This is a genomic window from Ureibacillus sp. FSL K6-0165 (genome assembly GCF_038004285.1).
GTDB classification, from domain to species: Bacteria; Bacillota; Bacilli; order Bacillales_A; family Planococcaceae; genus Ureibacillus; species Ureibacillus thermosphaericus.
On the sequence record NZ_JBBOQS010000001.1, the window covers coordinates 472459 to 496218 of the forward strand.

The 23760-nt window shown below is 44.0% G+C and carries 12 protein-coding genes, 9 tRNA genes and 6 rRNA genes; 2 read left to right on the plus strand and 25 right to left on the minus strand.

Features of this window, described 5'->3' with window-relative positions; all coding sequences use genetic code 11:
- Positions 1-119: 119 nt before the first annotated feature.
- Together NST00_RS02335 and aceA are read right to left on the minus strand one after the other, a co-directional pair.
- On the minus strand, positions 120-1292 hold the full coding sequence (locus NST00_RS02335) for a pyridoxal-phosphate-dependent aminotransferase family protein (RefSeq protein ID WP_096549907.1): 1173 nt from the start codon (positions 1290-1292) through the stop codon (positions 120-122).
- A 474-nt stretch (positions 1293-1766) separates the two neighbouring features.
- Positions 1767-3059 carry an isocitrate lyase gene (gene aceA, locus NST00_RS02340; RefSeq protein WP_026019008.1) on the minus strand — a complete coding sequence of 431 codons (1293 nt, stop codon included), beginning with the start codon at positions 3057-3059 and terminating at the stop codon, positions 1767-1769.
- Between the two features lie 219 nt (positions 3060-3278).
- Between aceA and NST00_RS02345 the strand changes: the two genes are divergently transcribed.
- Positions 3279-3944: a LytR/AlgR family response regulator transcription factor gene (locus NST00_RS02345; protein ID WP_340709608.1), complete on the plus strand. Its 666-nt coding sequence runs from the start codon at positions 3279-3281 to the stop codon at positions 3942-3944.
- 537 nt (positions 3945-4481) lie between these two features.
- Here NST00_RS02345 and rrf (NST00_RS02350) read toward each other — a convergent pair.
- From rrf (NST00_RS02350) to lysS, 16 genes are all read right to left on the minus strand, one after another.
- Positions 4482-4597, minus strand: a 5S ribosomal RNA gene (gene rrf, locus NST00_RS02350).
- A gap of 48 nt (positions 4598-4645) precedes the next feature.
- Positions 4646-7572, minus strand: a 23S ribosomal RNA gene (locus NST00_RS02355).
- Between the two features lie 137 nt (positions 7573-7709).
- Positions 7710-9262, minus strand: a 16S ribosomal RNA gene (locus tag NST00_RS02360).
- 111 nt (positions 9263-9373) lie between these two features.
- Positions 9374-9449 (minus strand) — tRNA-Ala (locus NST00_RS02365).
- 11 nt (positions 9450-9460) lie between these two features.
- Positions 9461-9537, minus strand: a tRNA-Pro gene (locus NST00_RS02370).
- 6 nt (positions 9538-9543) lie between these two features.
- Positions 9544-9620: transfer RNA gene (locus NST00_RS02375), tRNA-Arg, on the minus strand.
- 16 nt (positions 9621-9636) lie between these two features.
- Positions 9637-9725, minus strand: a tRNA-Leu gene (locus NST00_RS02380).
- A 5-nt stretch (positions 9726-9730) separates the two neighbouring features.
- Positions 9731-9805, minus strand: a tRNA-Gly gene (locus tag NST00_RS02385).
- A 21-nt stretch (positions 9806-9826) separates the two neighbouring features.
- Positions 9827-9908 (minus strand) — tRNA-Leu (locus tag NST00_RS02390).
- Between the two features lie 6 nt (positions 9909-9914).
- Positions 9915-9989 (minus strand) — tRNA-Lys (locus NST00_RS02395).
- Positions 9990-9995: 6 nt separating this feature from the next.
- Positions 9996-10071 (minus strand) — tRNA-Thr (locus tag NST00_RS02400).
- 6 nt (positions 10072-10077) lie between these two features.
- Positions 10078-10153 (minus strand) — tRNA-Val (locus NST00_RS02405).
- A gap of 8 nt (positions 10154-10161) precedes the next feature.
- A 5S ribosomal RNA gene (gene rrf / locus NST00_RS02410) occupies positions 10162-10277 on the minus strand.
- 107 nt (positions 10278-10384) lie between these two features.
- Positions 10385-13311, minus strand: a 23S ribosomal RNA gene (locus NST00_RS02415).
- A gap of 137 nt (positions 13312-13448) precedes the next feature.
- A 16S ribosomal RNA gene (locus tag NST00_RS02420) occupies positions 13449-15001 on the minus strand.
- Together the 16S, 23S and 5S rRNA genes with 9 tRNA genes alongside form the textbook arrangement of a ribosomal RNA operon.
- A gap of 606 nt (positions 15002-15607) precedes the next feature.
- Complete coding sequence (gene lysS, locus NST00_RS02425; RefSeq protein WP_172597811.1) at positions 15608-17107, minus strand: lysine--tRNA ligase; 1500 nt, start codon at positions 17105-17107, stop codon at positions 15608-15610.
- 192 nt (positions 17108-17299) lie between these two features.
- Between lysS and NST00_RS02430 the strand changes: the two genes are divergently transcribed.
- Positions 17300-17776, plus strand: coding sequence for a DinB family protein (locus NST00_RS02430; RefSeq protein ID WP_016838823.1), 477 nt, complete (start codon positions 17300-17302; stop codon positions 17774-17776).
- A 92-nt stretch (positions 17777-17868) separates the two neighbouring features.
- Here the strand turns inward: NST00_RS02430 and dusB are convergent, their stop codons facing one another.
- From dusB to hslO, 7 genes are all read right to left on the minus strand, one after another.
- On the minus strand, positions 17869-18885 hold the full coding sequence (dusB, locus tag NST00_RS02435) for a tRNA dihydrouridine synthase DusB (protein ID WP_016838824.1): 1017 nt from the start codon (positions 18883-18885) through the stop codon (positions 17869-17871).
- Positions 18886-18962: 77 nt separating this feature from the next.
- The gene (gene folK / locus NST00_RS02440) at positions 18963-19466 is read right to left on the minus strand and encodes a 2-amino-4-hydroxy-6-hydroxymethyldihydropteridine diphosphokinase (protein ID WP_016838825.1); all 504 of its coding nucleotides are present in this window, start codon (positions 19464-19466) and stop codon (positions 18963-18965) included.
- Entirely contained in the window at positions 19456-19827 is a 372-nt protein-coding gene (gene folB, locus NST00_RS02445; protein WP_016838826.1) for a dihydroneopterin aldolase, read from the minus strand. The genes folK and folB overlap by 11 nt, the downstream gene beginning before the upstream one ends.
- 19 nt (positions 19828-19846) lie before the next feature.
- On the minus strand, positions 19847-20710 hold the full coding sequence (gene folP / locus NST00_RS02450; RefSeq protein ID WP_016838827.1) for a dihydropteroate synthase: 864 nt from the start codon (positions 20708-20710) through the stop codon (positions 19847-19849).
- Between the two features lie 181 nt (positions 20711-20891).
- Positions 20892-21821 (minus strand): cysteine synthase A, encoded by a 930-nt coding sequence (gene cysK, locus NST00_RS02455; protein ID WP_340709609.1) that lies wholly within the window; start codon positions 21819-21821, stop codon positions 20892-20894.
- A gap of 119 nt (positions 21822-21940) precedes the next feature.
- Positions 21941-22888 carry a peptidyl-prolyl cis-trans isomerase gene (locus tag NST00_RS02460; RefSeq protein ID WP_340432707.1) on the minus strand — a complete coding sequence of 316 codons (948 nt, stop codon included), beginning with the start codon at positions 22886-22888 and terminating at the stop codon, positions 21941-21943.
- On the minus strand, positions 22866-23753 hold the full coding sequence (gene hslO, locus NST00_RS02465) for an Hsp33 family molecular chaperone HslO (protein WP_339289480.1): 888 nt from the start codon (positions 23751-23753) through the stop codon (positions 22866-22868). Before hslO ends, NST00_RS02460 begins: the two co-directional genes overlap by 23 nt.
- Between the last annotated feature and the right edge of the window lie 7 nt (positions 23754-23760).

The following is a 23760-nucleotide window of genomic DNA, read 5'->3' on the forward strand; positions in this document are numbered from 1 at the left end:
TTTAAGAGATTGATATTAAAATGGCTGTAACATTTCTTTATATGATAAATATGGCCGCCTCAAAAGAGACGGCTTTTTCTATGAATCCTTTTGCATTGTATTGCATCAGTATATGAAAACTAATTTCGTACTGCTTGTTCTATTTCTTCTTTGAATGCTTTAATTGCTTTTTCAATATTGGCCGTATGACCGAGCTCTTGAAGCACTTCACCGATTGCTTGGATTGCCTTTTCTAACATTTCAGGAGTTGTATTCCCCATATGACCGATGCGGAATGCCTTCCCTGCTAAATGAGCTAATGCACCAGCAACGATAACTCCACGAGAAGCTAAACCACTACGAAATGCGACATCATCTACTCCCTCAGGATATAAAATGCAACTCAATGTCGGAGCAGCAACTTCTTCATTTGCTAACGGTCTCATACCGTAGGAACGCATCGCCGCTCGAACCCCTCGTCCATAGGCAATATGGCGGTTTTCTCTCTTTTTCATCCCCTCATTTAAAACGATTTTTAACGACTCATTATAGGCATAAATCAAGTTAACAGGAGGAGTCGCAAAATATTTTGAAGGGTCTCTCATAATTGGTAACCAATTTTTTATGTCGCAATAGTAAGCTTGAACTTGTCCTAAATGCTCCCGAGCCGCTAGAGCGGTTTTATTAAACGCAACAATAGCAAGCCCTGGTGGCATACCAATAGCTTTTTGTGAACCAGTAAGGACGACATCCAGTTTATAGTCTGGATGGCCATAAGTTTTACTCATATTTTCATCGATTGCAGCACTAGCCACAACACCATCAACAATGACAAGGGCACCTGTTTTTTTGATAATTGGCACCAATGTCTCTAAATCTGAAACAACACCTGTAGATGTATCTGCATGTGTAATCGTCACGGCTTTATATTGTTTACGTTTCAACGTTTCTTCCACTATTGATGGATCAATTTGTTTTCCCCATTCTGATTGTAAAACATCTACATGTATATCGTATGCCTGCGCTAATGGAATAAAACGGTCGCCAAAATATCCGTGACTTAAAACAAGTAGATTTTCCCCTTTTCCAACCGTGTTGACGATAGCCATTTCCATTGCTAAAGTTCCAGTACCAGCAATGACAAATACTTCTCCATCCGTTTGAAACAGCTCTTTTGTTTGCTGTAACGCATTTTTATAAACTTCTACAAAGCGTGGATCTGTATGCCCCCTTGTTTCTAACGCTAAAGCATCGTAAATTTCATCCACTACCGGAGTTGGTCCAGGAATCAATAGTAGATCTCTATTTCTCATTTTCTTTCCCCCTTTGAAAACTTATTAAACAAACGAATTCTTTGAACAATAACTTTTTTCTTCTCGTTTATCAATATTAAAAAAAGACCTTACTCGCTCTGCTCTCGAGACAAGTAAGGCATAACCATCCCCAATTTACTTAATATTTAATCCCTTAACATAAACCCCTTTAGCAATAAATCGATCAATATAGGAGGCAACCTATATTAATTTAACGATCCCCTTTGTAAGTAAGCGATTTAATAGGTTCAAATAACTTGTTCATTATGTCAAAAATTGAACAAACTTAAAACACAAGTAAGCTACATCAAAACGACCAAAAGTTTACAATCCTTCAACAACTTTGTTCAAAGTTTATCAAGCTCAGACTAAAAACTTTCAACTTCATTCGTCATTTCGCCAATACCTTTACTGTTTGTATTGTTGCCTGTTCTATATAAATATCCCCCGTTTTAGACTAAGAAAGAAATTTTATTATACGAATTGTTCAGCTTCTGTTGAACCTGCCATTGCAGTTGTAGAAGAAGTACCTCCAGAAATAACCATTGATACTTCATCGAAGTAACCTGTACCAACTTCACGTTGGTGTCTTGTAGCTGTATAACCTTTTTTCTCTAGATCAAACTCAGCTTGTTGTAGTTTAGAATAAGCTGCCATACCATTGTCTTTGTAATCAACAGCCAATTCAAACATTGATTTGTTAAGTGAGTGGAATCCTGCTAATGTTACGAATTGGAATTTATAACCCATTCTTGCAATTTCACGCTGGAATTCTGCAATCTCTTTATCTGTGAGATTTGCTTTCCAGTTGAAAGATGGTGAACAGTTGTATGCTAACATTTTGCCAGGGAATTTTTCATGAATTGCTTCCGCAAATTCCCTAGCTTCTTCTAATGAAGGTTTTGATGTTTCGCACCAAATTAAATCAGCATATGGCGCATAAGCTAAACCGCGAGCAATTGCTTGTTTAATTCCTGCTCTTGTTTTAAAGAAACCTTCAGGAGTACGTTCACCTGTAATAAATTCTTTATCTCGTGGGTCAATATCGCTCGTTACCATGTCTGCTGCATCAGCGTCAGTTCTAGCAATTAAGATTGTGTCTACACCCATAACATCCGCAGCTAAACGAGCAGCAATTAAGTTACGAATCGCATTTTGTGTTGGAAGTAATACTTTACCACCTAAGTGACCGCATTTTTTCTCAGAAGCAAGTTGGTCTTCTAGGTGAACTCCAGCAGCACCCGCTTCGATCATGGCTTTTACTAATTCAAACACGTTAAGTGGTCCACCGAATCCTGCTTCAGCATCTGCTACGATTGGTGCAAACCAATCAAAACCATCATCGCGACCTTCAGCATGTTCTATTTGATCAGCACGTTGTAAGGCTTGATTAATACGTTTTACGACAGCTGGAACTGAGTTAGCTGGATATAATGATTGGTCTGGATACATATGTCCTGCTAAGTTAGCATCAGCCGCTACTTGCCATCCTGATAGATAAATAGCTTTTAAACCTGCTTTTACTTGTTGTACTGCCTGATTACCTGTCAATGCACCTAACGCATTAATAAAATCTTCTTCATGTAAAGATTTCCAAAGTCGAGCAGCACCACGTTTTGCCCATGTATGCTCTACGACTACAGACCCCTGTAATTTCACTACTTCTTCAGCAGTATATGGTCGTTCAATTCCTTTCCAACGTGGATTTTCAGCCCAATCTTTTTTTAATGCCTCAACTCTTTCATTTCTTTCCTGTTGCGTCAACATTTCATTCACACCTTCCCCTTTATTTCAATACACTCTGTTAGAAAAGTAATTTACATTCTGTTTCATAACAGGTATATTAATGTTAAACCTAATATATAACAGATAATAAAAAAATGTATTATTTTGTGACGAAATACTAAAAATTCAGGATAAAACAATTATTTCCAAAGATAATTTAGCATGATTCTGAATTTTTAATAAGGGGGAAGTAATGTAGAGATGTTATGTGTGGATATTTCAAATGAGGGATTAGAACAATTAAAAATTATATTAGAAGATTGGATTCCTAAAAATGCATCCATTGCTGTAGCTTCCGAAGATTCTTATATTTATTATTCACCAAGTATCGAACATTTACATCTTACTATCGAGGACAAAATCCACCCAGAAAGCGTTGCATCTCATGTATTACAAACTCGAATGAAAACTGGAATTGTTTTGGATTCAACAATATTTAAAAAACCCTATTTCGTAATAGGCTACCCTATTTACTTAAGTCAAAAAAATGCCGCACTCATTATTATTTTCCCTTCTTCCTATACTCCAGAAAAAAAGGAACCTTATAAATTTTTAACTGGTAAGCAGGAAGATCTGTGGACACCCGTACCTGTAGAGGAAATTTCTCATATCGAAAGCTTGCAAAAACGAACTTGGTTTTATGCAAATGATGAACAGTTTAAAACAAATTATACGTTAAAAGAGCTTCAAACAAAGTTACCGGAGTTTTTTGTTCGAGTACATCGTTCATATATATTAAACATTTATTTTATTAAAAATATCACGAAGGATATTACGACAAACTTTATCATTCAATTAAAAAATGGCACCGAATTACCTGTTAGTCAATCATATATTAATGATTTAAGAAGATTACTTGAATTTTAATGATTTAAATGATTGTAATATCATTAATCATGTTCCAAAAACACTCTTCTAATAATAATGTCGCAATAAGGAAACTACACATTCCTTGTTTCGACTTTTTATTTCTTTTATAAACTTTATAAAATTGTTGCATATCGCTTCTCTATCGCGCCGATCGGACTTTCAGTCCTTGGTAGTAAGGGGCTTCAATTTTTGCAAAAAAAAGCACCACTATTGTGGTGCCTTCTGCGAAGCGCTCGTCTATCTCTCACAAGGGGACCCCTTAACTACCATCGGCGCTAACTCCGAAGCACGTTGACCAGCGATTTTCTGTGTCAGCTTCGGCAGTCCGGTGCTCACGTACTTAGTACGCTCCGCTCCGGGCTGCCTCGCTTCCTTGAACTTCTTGGTCCCCGTGCTTCTCGTCTCCTTCAAATATTTATTTTACTTTTGTTTAGCATGTGGTTTCTGTATCGCGCCGATCGGACTTTCAGTCCTTGTTAGTAAGGGGCTTCAATTTTTGCAAAAAAAAAAAGCACCACTATTGTGGTGCCTTTTGCGAAGCGACGTCCTACTCTCACAAGGGGAAGCCCCTTACTACCATCGGCGCTGAAGAGCTTAACTTCCGTGTTCGGTATGGGAACGGGTGTGACCTCTTCGCCATCGTCACTTCACTATATGAGAGGTTGTTCTCTCAAAACTGGATAACGACATTGAAATGATTGGTTAAGTCCTCGATCGATTAGTATCCGTCAGCTCCACACGTCACCGTGCTTCCACCTCGGACCTATCTACCTCATCGTCTTTGAGGGATCTTACTTGCTTATGCAATGGGAAATCTCATCTTGAGGGGGGCTTCATGCTTAGATGCTTTCAGCACTTATCCCGTCCACACATAGCTACCCAGCGGTGCCTTTGGCAAGACAACTGGTACACCAGCGGTGTGTCCATCCCGGTCCTCTCGTACTAAGGACAGCTCCTCTCAAATTTCCTACGCCCACGACGGATAGGGACCGAACTGTCTCACGACGTTCTGAACCCAGCTCGCGTACCGCTTTAATGGGCGAACAGCCCAACCCTTGGGACCGACTACAGCCCCAGGATGCGATGAGCCGACATCGAGGTGCCAAACCTCCCCGTCGATGTGGACTCTTGGGGGAGATAAGCCTGTTATCCCCGGGGTAGCTTTTATCCGTTGAGCGATGGCCCTTCCATGCGGAACCACCGGATCACTAAGCCCGTCTTTCGACCCTGCTCGACTTGTAGGTCTCGCAGTCAAGCTCCCTTATGCCTTTACACTCTGCGAATGATTTCCAACCATTCTGAGGGAACCTTTGGGCGCCTCCGTTACCTTTTAGGAGGCGACCGCCCCAGTCAAACTGTCCACCTGACACTGTCTCCCAAGCCGATCAGGCTTGCGGGTTAGAATTTCAGTACAACCAGGGTAGTATCCCAAGGGCGCCTCCAGGGAAGCTGGCGCTCCCCCTTCTACGGCTCCTACCTATCCTGTACAAGTTGCACCGAAATTCAATATCAGGTTACAGTAAAGCTCCACGGGGTCTTTCCGTCCTGTCGCGGGTAACCTGCATCTTCACAGGTACTATAATTTCACCGAGTCTCTCGTTGAGACAGTGCCCAGATCGTTACGCCTTTCGTGCGGGTCGGAACTTACCCGACAAGGAATTTCGCTACCTTAGGACCGTTATAGTTACGGCCGCCGTTTACTGGGGCTTCAATTCGGAGCTTCGCTTGCGCTAACTCCTCCTCTTAACCTTCCAGCACCGGGCAGGCGTCAGCCCCTATACTTCACCTTACGGTTTTGCAGAGACCTGTGTTTTTGCTAAACAGTCGCCTGGGCCTATTCACTGCGGCTCATCAGGGCTTGCACCCCAATGAGCACCCCTTCTCCCGAAGTTACGGGGTCATTTTGCCGAGTTCCTTAACGAGAGTTCTCTCGCTCACCTTAGGATTCTCTCCTCGACTACCTGTGTCGGTTTGCGGTACGGGCACCTCCCGCCTCGCTAGAGGCTTTTCTTGGCAGTGTGAAATCAGGAACTTCGCGCGTAACGCGCTCCCCATCACAGCTCAGCGTATTAGGAAGCGGATTTGCCTACTTCCACGCCTTGCTGCTTGGACACGCTCGACCAACGGCGTGCATTCCCTATCCTCCTGCGTCCCCCCATCACTCAAACGGCGGGGAGGTGGTACAGGAATATCAACCTGTTGTCCATCGTCTACGCCTTTCGGCCTCGACTTAGGTCCCGACTAACCCTGAGCGGACGAGCCTTCCTCAGGAAACCTTAGTCATTCGGTGGATGGGATTCTCACCCATCTTTCGCTACTCATACCGGCATTCTCACTTCTAAGCGCTCCACCAGTCCTTCCGGTCTGACTTCGACGCACTTAGAACGCTCTCCTACCACTCGTGCAACGCACGAATCCACAGCTTCGGTGAATCGTTTAGCCCCGTTACATTTTCGGCGCAGCGTCACTCGACCAGTGAGCTATTACGCACTCTTTAAATGATGGCTGCTTCTAAGCCAACATCCTGGTTGTCTAAGCAACGCCACATCCTTTTCCACTTAACGATTACTTTGGGACCTTAGCTGGTGGTCTGGGCTGTTTCCCTTTTGACCACGGATCTTATCACTCGTAGTCTGACTCCCGTGTATAAATAGCTGGCATTCGGAGTTTGTCTGAATTCGGTAACCCGAGGTGGGCCCCTAGTCCAAACAGTGCTCTACCTCCAGTATTCTTCACACGAGGCTAGCCCTAAAGCTATTTCGGAGAGAACCAGCTATCTCCAAGTTCGATTGGAATTTCTCCGCTACCCACACCTCATCCCCGCACTTTTCAACGTGCGTGGGTTCGGGCCTCCAGTGAGTGTTACCTCACCTTCACCCTGGACATGGGTAGATCACCTGGTTTCGGGTCTACGACCACGTACTCAAAACGCCCTATTCAGACTCGCTTTCGCTGCGGCTCCGCATCTTCTGCTTAACCTTGCACGTAATCGTAACTCGCCGGTTCATTCTACAAAAGGCACGCCATCACCCGTTAACGGGCTCTGACTACTTGTAGGCACACGGTTTCAGGTTCTCTTTCACTCCCCTCCCGGGGTGCTTTTCACCTTTCCCTCACGGTACTGGTTCACTATCGGTCACTAGGGAGTATTTAGCCTTGGGAGATGGTCCTCCCGGATTCCGACGGAATTTCACGTGTTCCGCCGTACTCAGGATCCACTCAGGAGAGGATGGATTTTCGACTACAGGGCTTTTACCTTCTCTGGCCGTCCTTTCCAGAACGGTTCGTCTAACCCATCCTTTTGTAACTCCGTATAGAGTGTCCTACAACCCCAAGAGGCAAGCCTCTTGGTTTGGGCTGTTCCCGTTTCGCTCGCCGCTACTCAGGGAATCGATTTTTCTTTCTTCTCCTCCAGGTACTTAGATGTTTCAGTTCCCTGGGTGTGCCTTCTTAACGCTATGGATTCACGTTAAGATACTGTTCCATTACGAACAGTGGGTTCCCCCATTCGGAAATCTCCGGATCAAAGCTTACTTACAGCTCCCCGAAGCATATCGGTGTTAGTCCCGTCCTTCATCGGCTCCTAGTGCCAAGGCATCCACCGTGCGCCCTTAATAACTTAACCAAAATTAAGAACTTTACAGTAAATATCTTGCTTTCAATGTCGTTTATCCAGTTTTCAAAGAACAACACTATAACTTTGAAGGTCATAAACCTTCAAAACTGAACACAAAACGCTAATGCTTCCGTAAATATCCTTAGAAAGGAGGTGATCCAGCCGCACCTTCCGATACGGCTACCTTGTTACGACTTCACCCCAATCATCTGTCCCACCTTCGGCGGCTGGCTCCCGAAAGGGTTACCTCACCGACTTCGGGTGTTACAGACTCTCGTGGTGTGACGGGCGGTGTGTACAAGGCCCGGGAACGTATTCACCGCGGCATGCTGATCCGCGATTACTAGCGATTCCGGCTTCATGCAGGCGAGTTGCAGCCTGCAATCCGAACTGAGAACGGTTTTTTCGGATTGGCTCCGTCTCGCGACTTCGCGACCGTTTGTACCGTCCATTGTAGCACGTGTGTAGCCCAGGTCATAAGGGGCATGATGATTTGACGTCATCCCCACCTTCCTCCGTATTTGTACGGCAGTCTCCTTAGAGTGCCCAACTGAATGATGGCAACTAAGGACAAGGGTTGCGCTCGTTGCGGGACTTAACCCAACATCTCACGACACGAGCTGACGACAACCATGCACCACCTGTCACCGCTGTCCCCGAAGGGAAGGCTATGTCTCCATAGCGGTCAGCGGGATGTCAAGACCTGGTAAGGTTCTTCGCGTTGCTTCGAATTAAACCACATGCTCCACCGCTTGTGCGGGCCCCCGTCAATTCCTTTGAGTTTCAGTCTTGCGACCGTACTCCCCAGGCGGAGTGCTTAATGCGTTAGCTGCAGCACTAAGGGGTGGAAACCCCCTAACACTTAGCACTCATCGTTTACGGCGTGGACTACCAGGGTATCTAATCCTGTTTGCTCCCCACGCTTTCGCGCCTCAGCGTCAGTTACAGGCCAGGAAGCCGCCTTCGCCACTGGTGTTCCTCCATATCTCTACGCATTTCACCGCTACACATGGAATTCCGCTTCCCTCTCCTGCACTCAAGTCTCCCAGTTTCCAATGACCCTCCCCGGTTAAGCCGGGGGCTTTCACATCAGACTTAAGAGACCGCCTGCGCGCGCTTTACGCCCAATAATTCCGGACAACGCTTGCCACCTACGTATTACCGCGGCTGCTGGCACGTAGTTAGCCGTGGCTTTCTAGTAAGGTACCGTCAAGGTGCAGCCAGTTACTACTGCACTTGTTCTTCCCTTACAACAGAGCTTTACGATCCGAAGACCTTCTTCGCTCACGCGGCGTTGCTCCATCAGGCTTTCGCCCATTGTGGAAGATTCCCTACTGCTGCCTCCCGTAGGAGTCTGGGCCGTGTCTCAGTCCCAGTGTGGCCGATCACCCTCTCAGGTCGGCTACGCATCGTCGCCTTGGTAGGCCGTTACCCCACCAACAAGCTAATGCGCCGCGGGCCCATCCTATAGTGATAGCAGAACCATCTTTCAACATCAAAGCATGCACTTTGATGTGTTATCCGGTATTAGCACGCGTTTCCGCGAGTTATCCCAGTCTATAGGGCAGGTTACCCACGTGTTACTCACCCGTCCGCCGCTAACCTCATGAAAGCTAGGCTTTCAATTGGTTCGCTCGACTTGCATGTATTAGGCACGCCGCCAGCGTTCGTCCTGAGCCAGGATCAAACTCTCCATAAAAGAAAATTTGATTTGCTCAAAAATTTAATGTCCGAATCTAGTTTGTTAACGAGGGTTAACAACTAGATAATTTATTGCATTAACGTTTTGTTGTTCAGTTTTCAAGGTTCATGGTGGAGCATAGCGGGATCGAACCGCTGACCTCCTGCGTGCAAGGCAGGCGCTCTCCCAGCTGAGCTAATGCCCCAATATAATGAATGGTCGGGAAGACAGGATTCGAACCTGCGACCCCTTGGTCCCAAACCAAGTGCTCTACCAAGCTGAGCTACTTCCCGAATTTATGGCGCGCCAGGCAGGAGTCGAACCCACAACCTTCTGATCCGTAGTCAGACGCTCTATCCAATTGAGCTACTGGCGCTAACTTCTATTTTACATGGTGCCGAGGACCGGAGTCGAACCGGTACGGTAGTCACCTACCGCAGGATTTTAAGTCCTGTGCGTCTGCCAATTCCGCCACCCCGGCATTATTGGAGCGGAAGACGGGGTTCGAACCCGCGACCCCCACCTTGGCAAGGTGGTGTTCTACCACTGAACTACTTCCGCAATTATATATATTTTAAATGATGCGGGTGGAGGGAGTCGAACCCCCACGCCGTGAGGCGCTAGATCCTAAGTCTAGTGCGTCTGCCAATTCCGCCACACCCGCAAAAAATGGTGAGCCATGAAGGACTTGAACCTTCGACCCTCTGATTAAAAGTCAGATGCTCTACCACTGAGCTAATGGCTCGAATAATGGTGCCGGCGAAAGGAATCGAACCCTCAACCTACTGATTACAAGTCAGTTGCTCTGCCAATTGAGCTACACCGGCATGATATGGTGGAGGATGACGGGATCGAACCGCCGACCCCCTGCTTGTAAGGCAGGTGCTCTCCCAGCTGAGCTAATCCTCCATATATTAGCCTAGCAACGTCCTACTCTCACAAGGGGAAGCCCCTTACTACCATCGGCGCTAAAGAGCTTAACTTCCGTGTTCGGTATGGGAACGGGTGTATCCTCTTTGCCATCGTCACTAGACTATTTGTTTTGAGACAAGAACTATTATATCACTTAATCAAAGAATTGCAAGTGTTTTTTTTAAATAATTTTTGTTCTCTCAAAACTGGATAACGACATTGAAATGATTGGTTAAGTCCTCGATCGATTAGTATCCGTCAGCTCCACACGTCACCGTGCTTCCACCTCGGACCTATCTACCTCATCGTCTTTGAGGGATCTTACTTGCTTATGCAATGGGAAATCTCATCTTGAGGGGGGCTTCATGCTTAGATGCTTTCAGCACTTATCCCGTCCACACATAGCTACCCAGCGGTGCCTTTGGCAAGACAACTGGTACACCAGCGGTGTGTCCATCCCGGTCCTCTCGTACTAAGGACAGCTCCTCTCAAATTTCCTACGCCCACGACGGATAGGGACCGAACTGTCTCACGACGTTCTGAACCCAGCTCGCGTACCGCTTTAATGGGCGAACAGCCCAACCCTTGGGACCGACTACAGCCCCAGGATGCGATGAGCCGACATCGAGGTGCCAAACCTCCCCGTCGATGTGGACTCTTGGGGGAGATAAGCCTGTTATCCCCGGGGTAGCTTTTATCCGTTGAGCGATGGCCCTTCCATGCGGAACCACCGGATCACTAAGCCCGTCTTTCGACCCTGCTCGACTTGTAGGTCTCGCAGTCAAGCTCCCTTATGCCTTTACACTCTGCGAATGATTTCCAACCATTCTGAGGGAACCTTTGGGCGCCTCCGTTACCTTTTAGGAGGCGACCGCCCCAGTCAAACTGTCCACCTGACACTGTCTCCCAAGCCGATCAGGCTTGCGGGTTAGAATTTCAGTACAACCAGGGTAGTATCCCAAGGGCGCCTCCAGGGAAGCTGGCGCTCCCCCTTCTACGGCTCCTACCTATCCTGTACAAGTTGCACCGAAATTCAATATCAGGTTACAGTAAAGCTCCACGGGGTCTTTCCGTCCTGTCGCGGGTAACCTGCATCTTCACAGGTACTATAATTTCACCGAGTCTCTCGTTGAGACAGTGCCCAGATCGTTACGCCTTTCGTGCGGGTCGGAACTTACCCGACAAGGAATTTCGCTACCTTAGGACCGTTATAGTTACGGCCGCCGTTTACTGGGGCTTCAATTCGGAGCTTCGCTTGCGCTAACTCCTCCTCTTAACCTTCCAGCACCGGGCAGGCGTCAGCCCCTATACTTCACCTTACGGTTTTGCAGAGACCTGTGTTTTTGCTAAACAGTCGCCTGGGCCTATTCACTGCGGCTCATCAGGGCTTGCACCCCAATGAGCACCCCTTCTCCCGAAGTTACGGGGTCATTTTGCCGAGTTCCTTAACGAGAGTTCTCTCGCTCACCTTAGGATTCTCTCCTCGACTACCTGTGTCGGTTTGCGGTACGGGCACCTCCCGCCTCGCTAGAGGCTTTTCTTGGCAGTGTGAAATCAGGAACTTCGCGCGTAACGCGCTCCCCATCACAGCTCAGCGTATTAGGAAGCGGATTTGCCTACTTCCACGCCTTGCTGCTTGGACACGCTCGACCAACGGCGTGCATTCCCTATCCTCCTGCGTCCCCCCATCACTCAAACGGCGGGGAGGTGGTACAGGAATATCAACCTGTTGTCCATCGTCTACGCCTTTCGGCCTCGACTTAGGTCCCGACTAACCCTGAGCGGACGAGCCTTCCTCAGGAAACCTTAGTCATTCGGTGGATGGGATTCTCACCCATCTTTCGCTACTCATACCGGCATTCTCACTTCTAAGCGCTCCACCAGTCCTTCCGGTCTGACTTCGACGCACTTAGAACGCTCTCCTACCACTCGTGCAACGCACGAATCCACAGCTTCGGTGAATCGTTTAGCCCCGTTACATTTTCGGCGCAGCGTCACTCGACCAGTGAGCTATTACGCACTCTTTAAATGATGGCTGCTTCTAAGCCAACATCCTGGTTGTCTAAGCAACGCCACATCCTTTTCCACTTAACGATTACTTTGGGACCTTAGCTGGTGGTCTGGGCTGTTTCCCTTTTGACCACGGATCTTATCACTCGTAGTCTGACTCCCGTGTATAAATAGCTGGCATTCGGAGTTTGTCTGAATTCGGTAACCCGAGGTGGGCCCCTAGTCCAAACAGTGCTCTACCTCCAGTATTCTTCACACGAGGCTAGCCCTAAAGCTATTTCGGAGAGAACCAGCTATCTCCAAGTTCGATTGGAATTTCTCCGCTACCCACACCTCATCCCCGCACTTTTCAACGTGCGTGGGTTCGGGCCTCCAGTGAGTGTTACCTCACCTTCACCCTGGACATGGGTAGATCACCTGGTTTCGGGTCTACGACCACGTACTCAAAACGCCCTATTCAGACTCGCTTTCGCTGCGGCTCCGCATTTTCTGCTTAACCTTGCACGTAATCGTAACTCGCCGGTTCATTCTACAAAAGGCACGCCATCACCCGTTAACGGGCTCTGACTACTTGTAGGCACACGGTTTCAGGTTCTCTTTCACTCCCCTCCCGGGGTGCTTTTCACCTTTCCCTCACGGTACTGGTTCACTATCGGTCACTAGGGAGTATTTAGCCTTGGGAGATGGTCCTCCCGGATTCCGACGGAATTTCACGTGTTCCGCCGTACTCAGGATCCACTCAGGAGAGGATGGATTTTCGACTACAGGGCTTTTACCTTCTCTGGCCGTCCTTTCCAGAACGGTTCGTCTAACCCATCCTTTTGTAACTCCGTATAGAGTGTCCTACAACCCCAAGAGGCAAGCCTCTTGGTTTGGGCTGTTCCCGTTTCGCTCGCCGCTACTCAGGGAATCGATTTTTCTTTCTTCTCCTCCAGGTACTTAGATGTTTCAGTTCCCTGGGTGTGCCTTCTTAACGCTATGGATTCACGTTAAGATACTGTTCCATTACGAACAGTGGGTTCCCCCATTCGGAAATCTCCGGATCAAAGCTTACTTACAGCTCCCCGAAGCATATCGGTGTTAGTCCCGTCCTTCATCGGCTCCTAGTGCCAAGGCATCCACCGTGCGCCCTTAATAACTTAACCAAAATTAAGAACTTTACAGTAAATATCTTGCTTTCAATGTCGTTTATCCAGTTTTCAAAGAACAACACTATAACTTTGAAGGTCATAAACCTTCAAAACTGAACACAAAACGCTAATGCTTCCGTATATGTCCTTAGAAAGGAGGTGATCCAGCCGCACCTTCCGATACGGCTACCTTGTTACGACTTCACCCCAATCATCTGTCCCACCTTCGGCGGCTGGCTCCCGAAAGGGTTACCTCACCGACTTCGGGTGTTACAGACTCTCGTGGTGTGACGGGCGGTGTGTACAAGGCCCGGGAACGTATTCACCGCGGCATGCTGATCCGCGATTACTAGCGATTCCGGCTTCATGCAGGCGAGTTGCAGCCTGCAATCCGAACTGAGAACGGTTTTTTCGGATTGGCTCCGTCTCGCGACTTCGCGACCGTTTGTACCGTCCATTGTAGCACGTGTGTAGCCCAGGTCATAAGGGGCATGATGATTTGACGTCATCCCCACCTTCCTCCGTATTTGTACGGCAGTCTCCTTAGAGTGCCCAACTGAATGATGGCAACTAAGGACAAGGGTTGCGCTCGTTGCGGGACTTAACCCAACATCTCACGACACGAGCTGACGACAACCATGCACCACCTGTCACCGCTGTCCCCGAAGGGAAGGCTATGTCTCCATAGCGGTCAGCGGGATGTCAAGACCTGGTAAGGTTCTTCGCGTTGCTTCGAATTAAACCACATGCTCCACCGCTTGTGCGGGCCCCCGTCAATTCCTTTGAGTTTCAGTCTTGCGACCGTACTCCCCAGGCGGAGTGCTTAATGCGTTAGCTGCAGCACTAAGGGGTGGAAACCCCCTAACACTTAGCACTCATCGTTTACGGCGTGGACTACCAGGGTATCTAATCCTGTTTGCTCCCCACGCTTTCGCGCCTCAGCGTCAGTTACAGGCCAGGAAGCCGCCTTCGCCACTGGTGTTCCTCCATATCTCTACGCATTTCACCGCTACACATGGAATTCCGCTTCCCTCTCCTGCACTCAAGTCTCCCAGTTTCCAATGACCCTCCCCGGTTAAGCCGGGGGCTTTCACATCAGACTTAAGAGACCGCCTGCGCGCGCTTTACGCCCAATAATTCCGGACAACGCTTGCCACCTACGTATTACCGCGGCTGCTGGCACGTAGTTAGCCGTGGCTTTCTAGTAAGGTACCGTCAAGGTGCAGCCAGTTACTACTGCACTTGTTCTTCCCTTACAACAGAGCTTTACGATCCGAAGACCTTCTTCGCTCACGCGGCGTTGCTCCATCAGGCTTTCGCCCATTGTGGAAGATTCCCTACTGCTGCCTCCCGTAGGAGTCTGGGCCGTGTCTCAGTCCCAGTGTGGCCGATCACCCTCTCAGGTCGGCTACGCATCGTCGCCTTGGTAGGCCGTTACCCCACCAACAAGCTAATGCGCCGCGGGCCCATCCTATAGTGATAGCAGAACCATCTTTCAACATCAAAGCATGCACTTTGATGTATTATCCGGTATTAGCACGCGTTTCCGCGAGTTATCCCAGTCTATAGGGCAGGTTACCCACGTGTTACTCACCCGTCCGCCGCTAACCTCATGAAAGCTAGGCTTTCAATTGGTTCGCTCGACTTGCATGTATTAGGCACGCCGCCAGCGTTCGTCCTGAGCCAGGATCAAACTCTCCATAAAAGAAAATTTGATTTGCTCAAAATTTAATGTCCGAATCTAGTTTGTCAACGAGGGTTAACAACTAGATAATTTATTGCATTAACGTTTTGTTGTTCAGTTTTCAAGGTTCATTCTTCTTTTTTGAAACAACTCTTTAATTATATCGTTTACCAACTCGTTTGTCAACAACTTTTTTGGATTTTTTCATTTTTTATCACTTTCGTTAAGATCTTTATTAGAATTACTTTCTCTTAGCGACAGCTTTTATATATTATCACCTTACCTAATCAAATGTCAACATATTTTTCAACATTTTTTATCTAGCGTTATAAATTATTTTACATTTAATTTTTTTATTGTTTGAAAACAATATCCCCTTATATCATTGAACTAAAAATGATATAAGGTCTCTAAATAAAATCAAATAATGTAAAACTCCCACACTATTCTGATGTAAGAAAAGAATTAGACTAATGAATCAACAATAACCACAGATTTAGGAATACAAAAAATTACGTTGAATGAAAGCGATTAAGGATTTCATCTTTCATGTCTATAAAAAGTTGGCTGTCTAGAGATTTTCTAGACAGCCATAGATTGAACTAATGATTTTCTATAACCAGCTAATTAATCTCTTGGACGCATTGTTGGGAATAATAATACGTCACGAATGGATTGAGAATTGGTTAGTAACATAACTAATCGGTCAATACCGATACCTAATCCACCTGTAGGAGGCATTCCATATTCTAAAGCCTCGATGAAATCTTCATCCATATCATGTGCTTCGTCATTTCCTGCTTCTTTTTCAGCTAGTTGCGCTTCAAAACGTTCGCGTTGATCGATTGGATCGTTCAATTCTGTAAACGCATTTGCATGTTCACGACGAACGATAAATAATTCAAAACGGTCTGTGAAGCGTTCATCTTCTGGATTTTTCTTTGCTAATGGCGAAATTTCAACAGGATGTCCGTAAACGAATGTTGGTTGTACTAATGTTTCCTCTACTTTTTGCTCGAAGAACTCGTTAATGATGTGTCCCACTTCATGCATTTCTTGAATTTCCACACCATGTTCTTTCGCTAAACTTCTCGCTTCTTCTAATGTCATAGGTTGCCAGAAGTCTACCCCGGTTACTTCCTTAATTGCATCAACCATATGCACTCGTTTCCATCCTGGTGAAAGGTCTATTTCTTCTTCACCGTATTGGATTTTCGTTGTACCAAGCACCTCTTGTGCTACATGAGAAATTAAATTTTCCGTCAATTCCATAATATCTCGGTAATCTAAATATGCACCGTATAGCTCTAATAATGTAAATTCTGGATTGTGACGTGTTGAAATACCTTCATTTCGGAACACTCGTCCTATTTCATATACTTTTTCGAGTCCGCCAACAATTAAACGTTTTAAATGCAATTCTAATGCAATACGTAAATATAGATCCATATCTAATGCGTTATGATGCGTAATGAATGGTCGAGCAGCTGCCCCTCCAGCAACAGTGTGTAAAATTGGCGTCTCTACTTCCAAATAACCTTGTCCATCTAAATAGTTTCGAATAGAACGAATAATTTTTGAACGAGTAATAAACGTCTCTTTGCTATCAGCATTCGTCATCAAGTCTAAGTAGCGTTGACGATAACGTTGTTCAACATCTTGCAATCCATGGAATTTTTCAGGCATTGGGCGCAGTGATTTCGTTAGGAAAGTAAATTCGTTTGCTTTTACGGAAAGCTCCCCTGCATTTGTTCTGAAAACAACTCCGCGGATGCCCACGATATCTCCTAAATCTGCATGTTTAAATAAATCGTATGCTTCATCGCCTACTCGGTCTTGACGAACATAAATTTGAATCTGGCCAGCCAAATCTTGAATGTGGGCAAAACCAGCTTTCCCTTTCCCACGTTTTGTCATAATACGACCTGCGATGACTACTTCATCATTTTTTTCTTCTAGCTCTTCTTTCGTAAATACATCAAATTGTTTGAAAACATCTGAAGACAAGTGTGTGCGCTCGAAACGTTGGCCAAATGGATCGATACCTTTTTCACGAATATCACTTAACTTTTGGCGTCTCACCAAAAGTTGATCATTTAATTCTTCAATGTTTGACACGTCTTTCACTCCTCATAATTTTAAAACGTTCTGTTCATAGTCCACAATGTATCTATTGTACACAATTTCTATCTTCTCTTCATCATTTTTGAAAGATTTTTTTAGTTCCCTTATATTTTTGATTAGGGTAATTTTTCTACTTTTGTATATAATGTTCTTATATTCAGATAAAAGATTCAACTTTTTGAGAGAGGTGTTTCCATGTATCGTAAAATAGACGATTTTATAAAAGATTGGCAACACAATAGTGCGGGTACTATAGCAATTATGGAATCCATTACGGAAGATAAAAAGTATGTTGCTATTGTTGAAGGTCATAATTCTCTTGAATTTTTAAGCTGGCACTTAACAAATGCCCCTTTATTCTTTTGCGGATTAATAGGGCAATCACTAAATGTCCAAATCAATCCATCTACACCGCCAACTACAATGAAAGAAATCATTGACGAATATAAAAAAGTAAACGAAGAAGTTGTAAATGCGGTTAAGAAACTAGATGATAGTTCATTAGAAAAAGAAGTGGATATGATTGGACAACCTACTGCGATTGGAGCAGTACTACGCATGCTTATTGATCATCAAACTCATCACAGAGCACAGATGCAAGTATTATTAAGACAAGCTGGCCTACCTGTACCGGGTGTCATGGGACCAACAAAGGAACAATCAAACGCATAATCTTACCAATTCAGGATAAGCCGCCTCAGTTGTTGAGACGGCTTTTTATATTGCTTAATTAAGCGCTTCACAATAATCGTAACCATTAGTTTTCACACAACATGCATCTCTCGTTCTTGTTGCTCTCTACTTTGTTCAACCACGTTATTTAAAATTGCACGCAATTCTTCGGCTGTTTCAACTTGATTAATCGCATTACGGATAATGCCATTGCCACGAATCCCTTTTAAATACCAAGCTGCATGTTTACGCATTTCACGTACGGCAACAAATTCACCTTTTAATTTTATCAAACGATCAAAGTGTAATAAACAAACGTCTATTTTTTCCTGAACAGATGGCTCTGGTTTTAACTCACCTGTTTCGAGGTACTGTACGGTTTGATAGATCATCCATGGATTTCCTAACGCAGCTCGACCAATCATCACCGCGTCTACACCCGTCTCATCCAACATTCGTTTTGCATCTTGTGGAGTTTCTACATCGCCATTACCGATTACAGGAATGTTTACATTTTCCTTCACTTGGCGAATGATTTCCCAATTCGCTTTCCCTTCGTACATTTGAACCCTTGTACGACCATGAACGGCTACAGCACTGCCGCCAGCTCTTTCAATCGCTTGGGCATTTTCAACAGCAAAAATGTGTTCATCATCCCAACCAATCCGCATTTTTACCGTCACCGGTTTCTCCACCGCATCAACAACTGCCGCTACCATTTCATACACTTTATCCGGATTCAGTAACCACTTCGCTCCTGCTTCACATTTAATAATTTTATTTACAGGGCATCCCATATTGATGTCAATAATATCCGCGTTCGTATGTTGATCTACAAACTTGGCCGCTTCAACGAGGGTTTCTTTTTCACCCCCAAAGATTTGCAAGGCGATTGGTTTTTCCCTTTCATCTATATAAAGCATGTCTAACGTTTTTTTATTGCGTAAAATAAGTCCTTTATCACTGATCATTTCAGCATAAACAAGACCCGCACCGAATTCTTTAACCGTTAGCCGGAAAGCAACGTTACTCACTCCTGCCATTGGAGCTAGTACTACACGGTTTGCCATCACGATATCTCCTATTTGGAACGGCTTTTTCTCTTCCATGGCCTATACCTCCTTTCCATAAAAGTGTTTTTATATCCGTCACTACTTCATAGTGTCGAGTGTCGTAATACGTATTGTTACAAAGAAAAATAATCCTTCCACTTTTTAATGCCCTCTTTTTCAAGGTTGATATTCTTTAATGCTGCCTCCGCTTGAATCAACTTTTCCGAGTATGGCTTAGATGCAATATCTAACAGCGGAACCAATACGAAAGCTCTTTCAAACATTCGAGGATGTGGAATGATTAAATTCTCTGACTCAATATTGTCGTTATTAAATAATAAAATGTCAAGGTCAATAATTCTTGGCCCCCAGCGGATATTGCGAACCCGACCGAGATCATTTTCAATTAATTGACAGGTCTGTAACAATTCAATAGGTGAAAGTATTGTTTGTGCATAAATCGCAATGTTTAAAAAAGAGGGCTGATCAACATACCCCACTGGAGCCGTTTCGTAAATTGGGGATATTTTTTTTATCCATATCCCCTCCTTACTTTGAAGCAAATCAATGGCAGATTTTAAATTGTTTTCCCGATCTCCCAAGTTTGTACCTAAAGATAAATAAACATCATTCACCATAATGACCCCTTACTATTTCAACAGCTACTTCTTTATAATGGCCTGGAATAGGTGGATCTGGTTTAATTAGTTCCACTTTGCATCCAAACACTTGTCCTTCATATTTTTGTAAGATTGATGAAGCAATGGTTTCTGCAGCTGCTTCAATTAATTGGAAGGGCTCTCCTTCCATGATTGATTTGCATAATTCATACACTTCTACATAATTCACTGTATATTGCAGGTCGTCTGTTTCCCCTGCCTTTTTCGTATTGACCGCAAGAGATACTGTAACTCGAAAACGCTGCCCTAACATTGTTTCTTCAGGTAATACACCGTGATATCCATAAAATTGCATATCTCGCAAATGTATATAGTCCATAATAGACCTCCTATCGAAATTAGTGTCTCTCAGGAAGTTCATTTTTCACTTCAAATTTCCCCATCAATGCATCAATCATTTTCACGGTTCTTGCTATTTCTTTTACATCATGCACTCGAACAATATGACAACCTTTCATGACACCATATGCACATGTCGCCGCAGTACCTTCTACTCTTTCATGTAATGGAACATCTAAAATAGTGCCAATCATTCGTTTTCTCGAAGTCCCCAACAAAACGGGGTATCCCAATTCTGCAAGTTCATCTAATCGTTGCATCGTTTCAATACTTTGCTGCAAGTTTTTCACAAACCCTATTCCCGGATCAAGTATGATATGCTCGTCTGGAACACCAGCTGCTTTCACAATATCAATACTTTCTTTTAAATCATTTAAAAAATCTTCGAAGTAATTTTTGTAATTCGTGTTCTCTCGATTATGCATTAGAATGATAGGTGCATTATATTCAAAAGCCACTTTGGCCATTTCCGGATCTGCCTTCGCGCCCCAAATATCATTAATGATATGGGCACCAGCTTCCAATGCCGCACGAGCAACCGCTGATTTGTAAGTATCAATTGATATAATGGCAGGTACTTCTTCTCTCAAAGCTTTAATCACTGGCACGACACGAGCAATCTCTTCTTCATCAGGAATACGAGTATAACCAGGTCGTGTCGATTCTCCACCCACATCAATAATCTTCGCACCTTCCTGAACCATCTGTTTCGCATGTGCAATTGCGGCATCGATTGAATTATACTTTCCCCCGTCAGAAAAAGAATCGGGTGTTACATTTAAAATCCCCATCACAAAAGTTTCTTTTGTATAATCGAGCTCTATATTATTAATTGTTAACGGTTTACTGTATTTCGATAACATCTTCGTACACTCCTTTATCAATAAGAGGACTACTCATTCGCCTTCATTACATTCTAAACAAGTATATCATTTTCAAAGTCAAAGCACTCAATACTTTTAAATCTAAAATTCGGTGTAATCATATAACATGTTTTTCGTCAAACAAAATCGGCATCATCCAAAAGGATAATGCCGTTTCTTATTAGTCTTCGAAATTGTATAAAGCTGTTGATAAATAGCGTTCACCATTAGATGGAACAATAGCTAATACGTTAGAACCTTTGCCTAAACGTTTTGCAGTTTGAATTGCAGCGTGAATAGCAGCACCTGATGAAATACCGCATAAAATACCTTCTTCACGACCTACTTTACGAGCTGTTTCGAATGCTGTTTCGTTATCAACTTGGAATACAGAATCGTAAATTTCTGTATTTAACACTTTTGGTACGAAACCTGCTCCAATACCCTGAATTTTATGGGAACCTGGATTTCCGCCAGATAAAACCGGAGAGTCTTTCGGTTCAACTGCAATAATTTCAATGTTTGGATATTTTTCTTTTAATACAGCACCTGCACCTGTGATTGTACCACCTGTACCTACCCCAGCAACAAATGCGTCTAATTGCACACCTTCAAATGCTTCCACTATTTCCGGACCTGTTGTTAAGCGGTGGATTTCTGCATTTGCAGGGTTTTCAAATTGTTGTGGCATGAAATAACCATTTTCTTCTGCAAGTGCTGTTGCTTTAGCAATTGCACCTTTCATTCCTTCAGGACCAGGTGTTAATACTAATTCAGCACCATATGCACGAAGTAATTTACGGCGTTCAATACTCATAGTTTCAGGCATTACTAAAATAGCGCGATAACCTTTTGCTGCTGCAATCATCGCAAGTCCAATTCCAGTGTTTCCTGAAGTTGGTTCAATAATTGTGCCACCTGGTTTTAGTCGTCCATTTCTTTCTGCCGCTTCAATCATCGCTAAAGCAATACGATCTTTAACAGAGCTTCCTGGATTAAAATATTCTAATTTTACCCAAACAGTTCCTTCATCTTCAGTTGTAGCATGGTTTAACTTCACGATTGGTGTGCGACCAACTAATTCTGTAATAGAATTATATAATTTACTCATCACGGTTCCCCTTTCATAATACCGACTATTTTTATAGGTTTTTCTTGTTTTAATATTAACCCTACTAATCGTTTGTTGTCAATGAAAATGAGAGTGATAATTTGTAAAATTTTTAATCATTATTCACCATAGAACCATGTCACATCAAATTCTTTCCAAAACATTTCCGGGGTAATGGATGATGACAGTTGCTCCATCGCTAACCCCCTTTTAATATGATCTTTTACCTCTCCATAAGGGAAAGATCTTCCTTCCATTTTTTCATGTAATTGAACAATTCCATATCGGCCGTCTCTTAATAAAACAGGCTTGCTAATTTCATTTTTATTTAGTTTTTGAAGCGCTTTCAGTATAGCTGGATCTACATTGGATTGATTCGTAATATAGCCAATATCTCCCCCGAGACTTGCCGAAACTTGTTCAACAGAACGTTCCCGAGCTAATACCGAAAAATCAGAACCTTCATTCAGTTCTTTTAAAACACTTTCTGCTTCATCTTTCGTATTCACAACAATTAATTTTGCTCGGTACGTCGTTGGAATATTATATAACGATTCATTTTCTTCATAATAAGATTCAAGCTCTTTTTCATCAATAATAATATCTTTTGTTAATACTTTCTCTAAAATCAGCTGGGACTTAATTTGCTCTTTAAGTTCCTTCTCTCCTAATTGTTGCAACGTTGAATCCATTTCGCTGGAAGAAACCATAAGGGATAGCTCTAAATCAATTTCATCCTCAGTCACGTCAATGCTATATTCTTTCGCAGCCTTTTCCATTACTTTTTGATTCACCATGCGCTGCAATGTATCTTTTCCATAATAACGTTCCATTTCAGCCATCCATTGCAGGCGAGTAATATTTTCACCATCAACGCTAGCGACGATAGTTTCATCGTCGCCAGCTTCTTCATCTCCACCTAATGCAAATAACCAAAGAACAAACCAAAAAATATTCCCAACAAATAAAATCGCAAGTAATGTGAGTACAGGTTTTGTTTTTAATCGGCGTTTTGATAGTGGCGTATGTTGAGTCGTAGGTTGGTTAATTTTTTGCCTCGATCTCACGGATAAAACCTTCTAGCTCCTCTTGGCTATAATGATATTTTTCTAAACAGAAGTGGCACTCCGCTTCTGCTCCTCCATCTTCATCAATCATTTCTTGAATTTCTTGTACACCTAGTGACTTAATAGCCACTCCAAAACGCTCTTTTGAACATCCACAGTTAAATTGAACAGGCATAGTTTCTAACACTTTTACATTTCCTTCTCCTAATACTGCATCTAATATTTGTTCAGGGGTATAACCTTTTTCAATCATTTTCGAAATCGGTTCAACGGATTTTAAGTGGTTTTCAATTGTTTCAATTGTTTCATCATCGCATCCTGGTAATAATTGAATAATAAATCCTCCAGCTGCAAGCACGGAATTATCCGTGTTCACCAGTACACCTAATCCTACTGATGAAGGAACTTGTTCTGATACTGCATAATAATAAGTGAAGTCTTCAGCAATTTCTCCTGAAACGATTGGGGTTTGACCTGTAAACATTTCTCTCAAACCTAAGTCTTTTACAATCGTAATGTTTCCATTCGTTCCAACTGCACGACGTACATCTAGTTTTCCAACTTCATTTAACGGGAAATGAGTTTGTGGGTTCGTGACATATCCCCTTACTTCTCCTTTTCCGTTTGCATCTATCAATATAATACCGATTGGACCCCCACCTTCGATTTTAATTGTAATCTTATCATCGGCATTCATCATTGATCCCATCATAGCTCCAGCAGTCAATGCGCGACCTAGGGCAGCAGTAGCGGTAGGCCATGTATTATGTCTTTTTTGTGCTTCCCCAACAGTATTCGTTGAACGCACCGCATATGCACGAACTTTTCCATCAAATCCTAAAGCTTTTACTAAATAATCTTCCATAACAAAT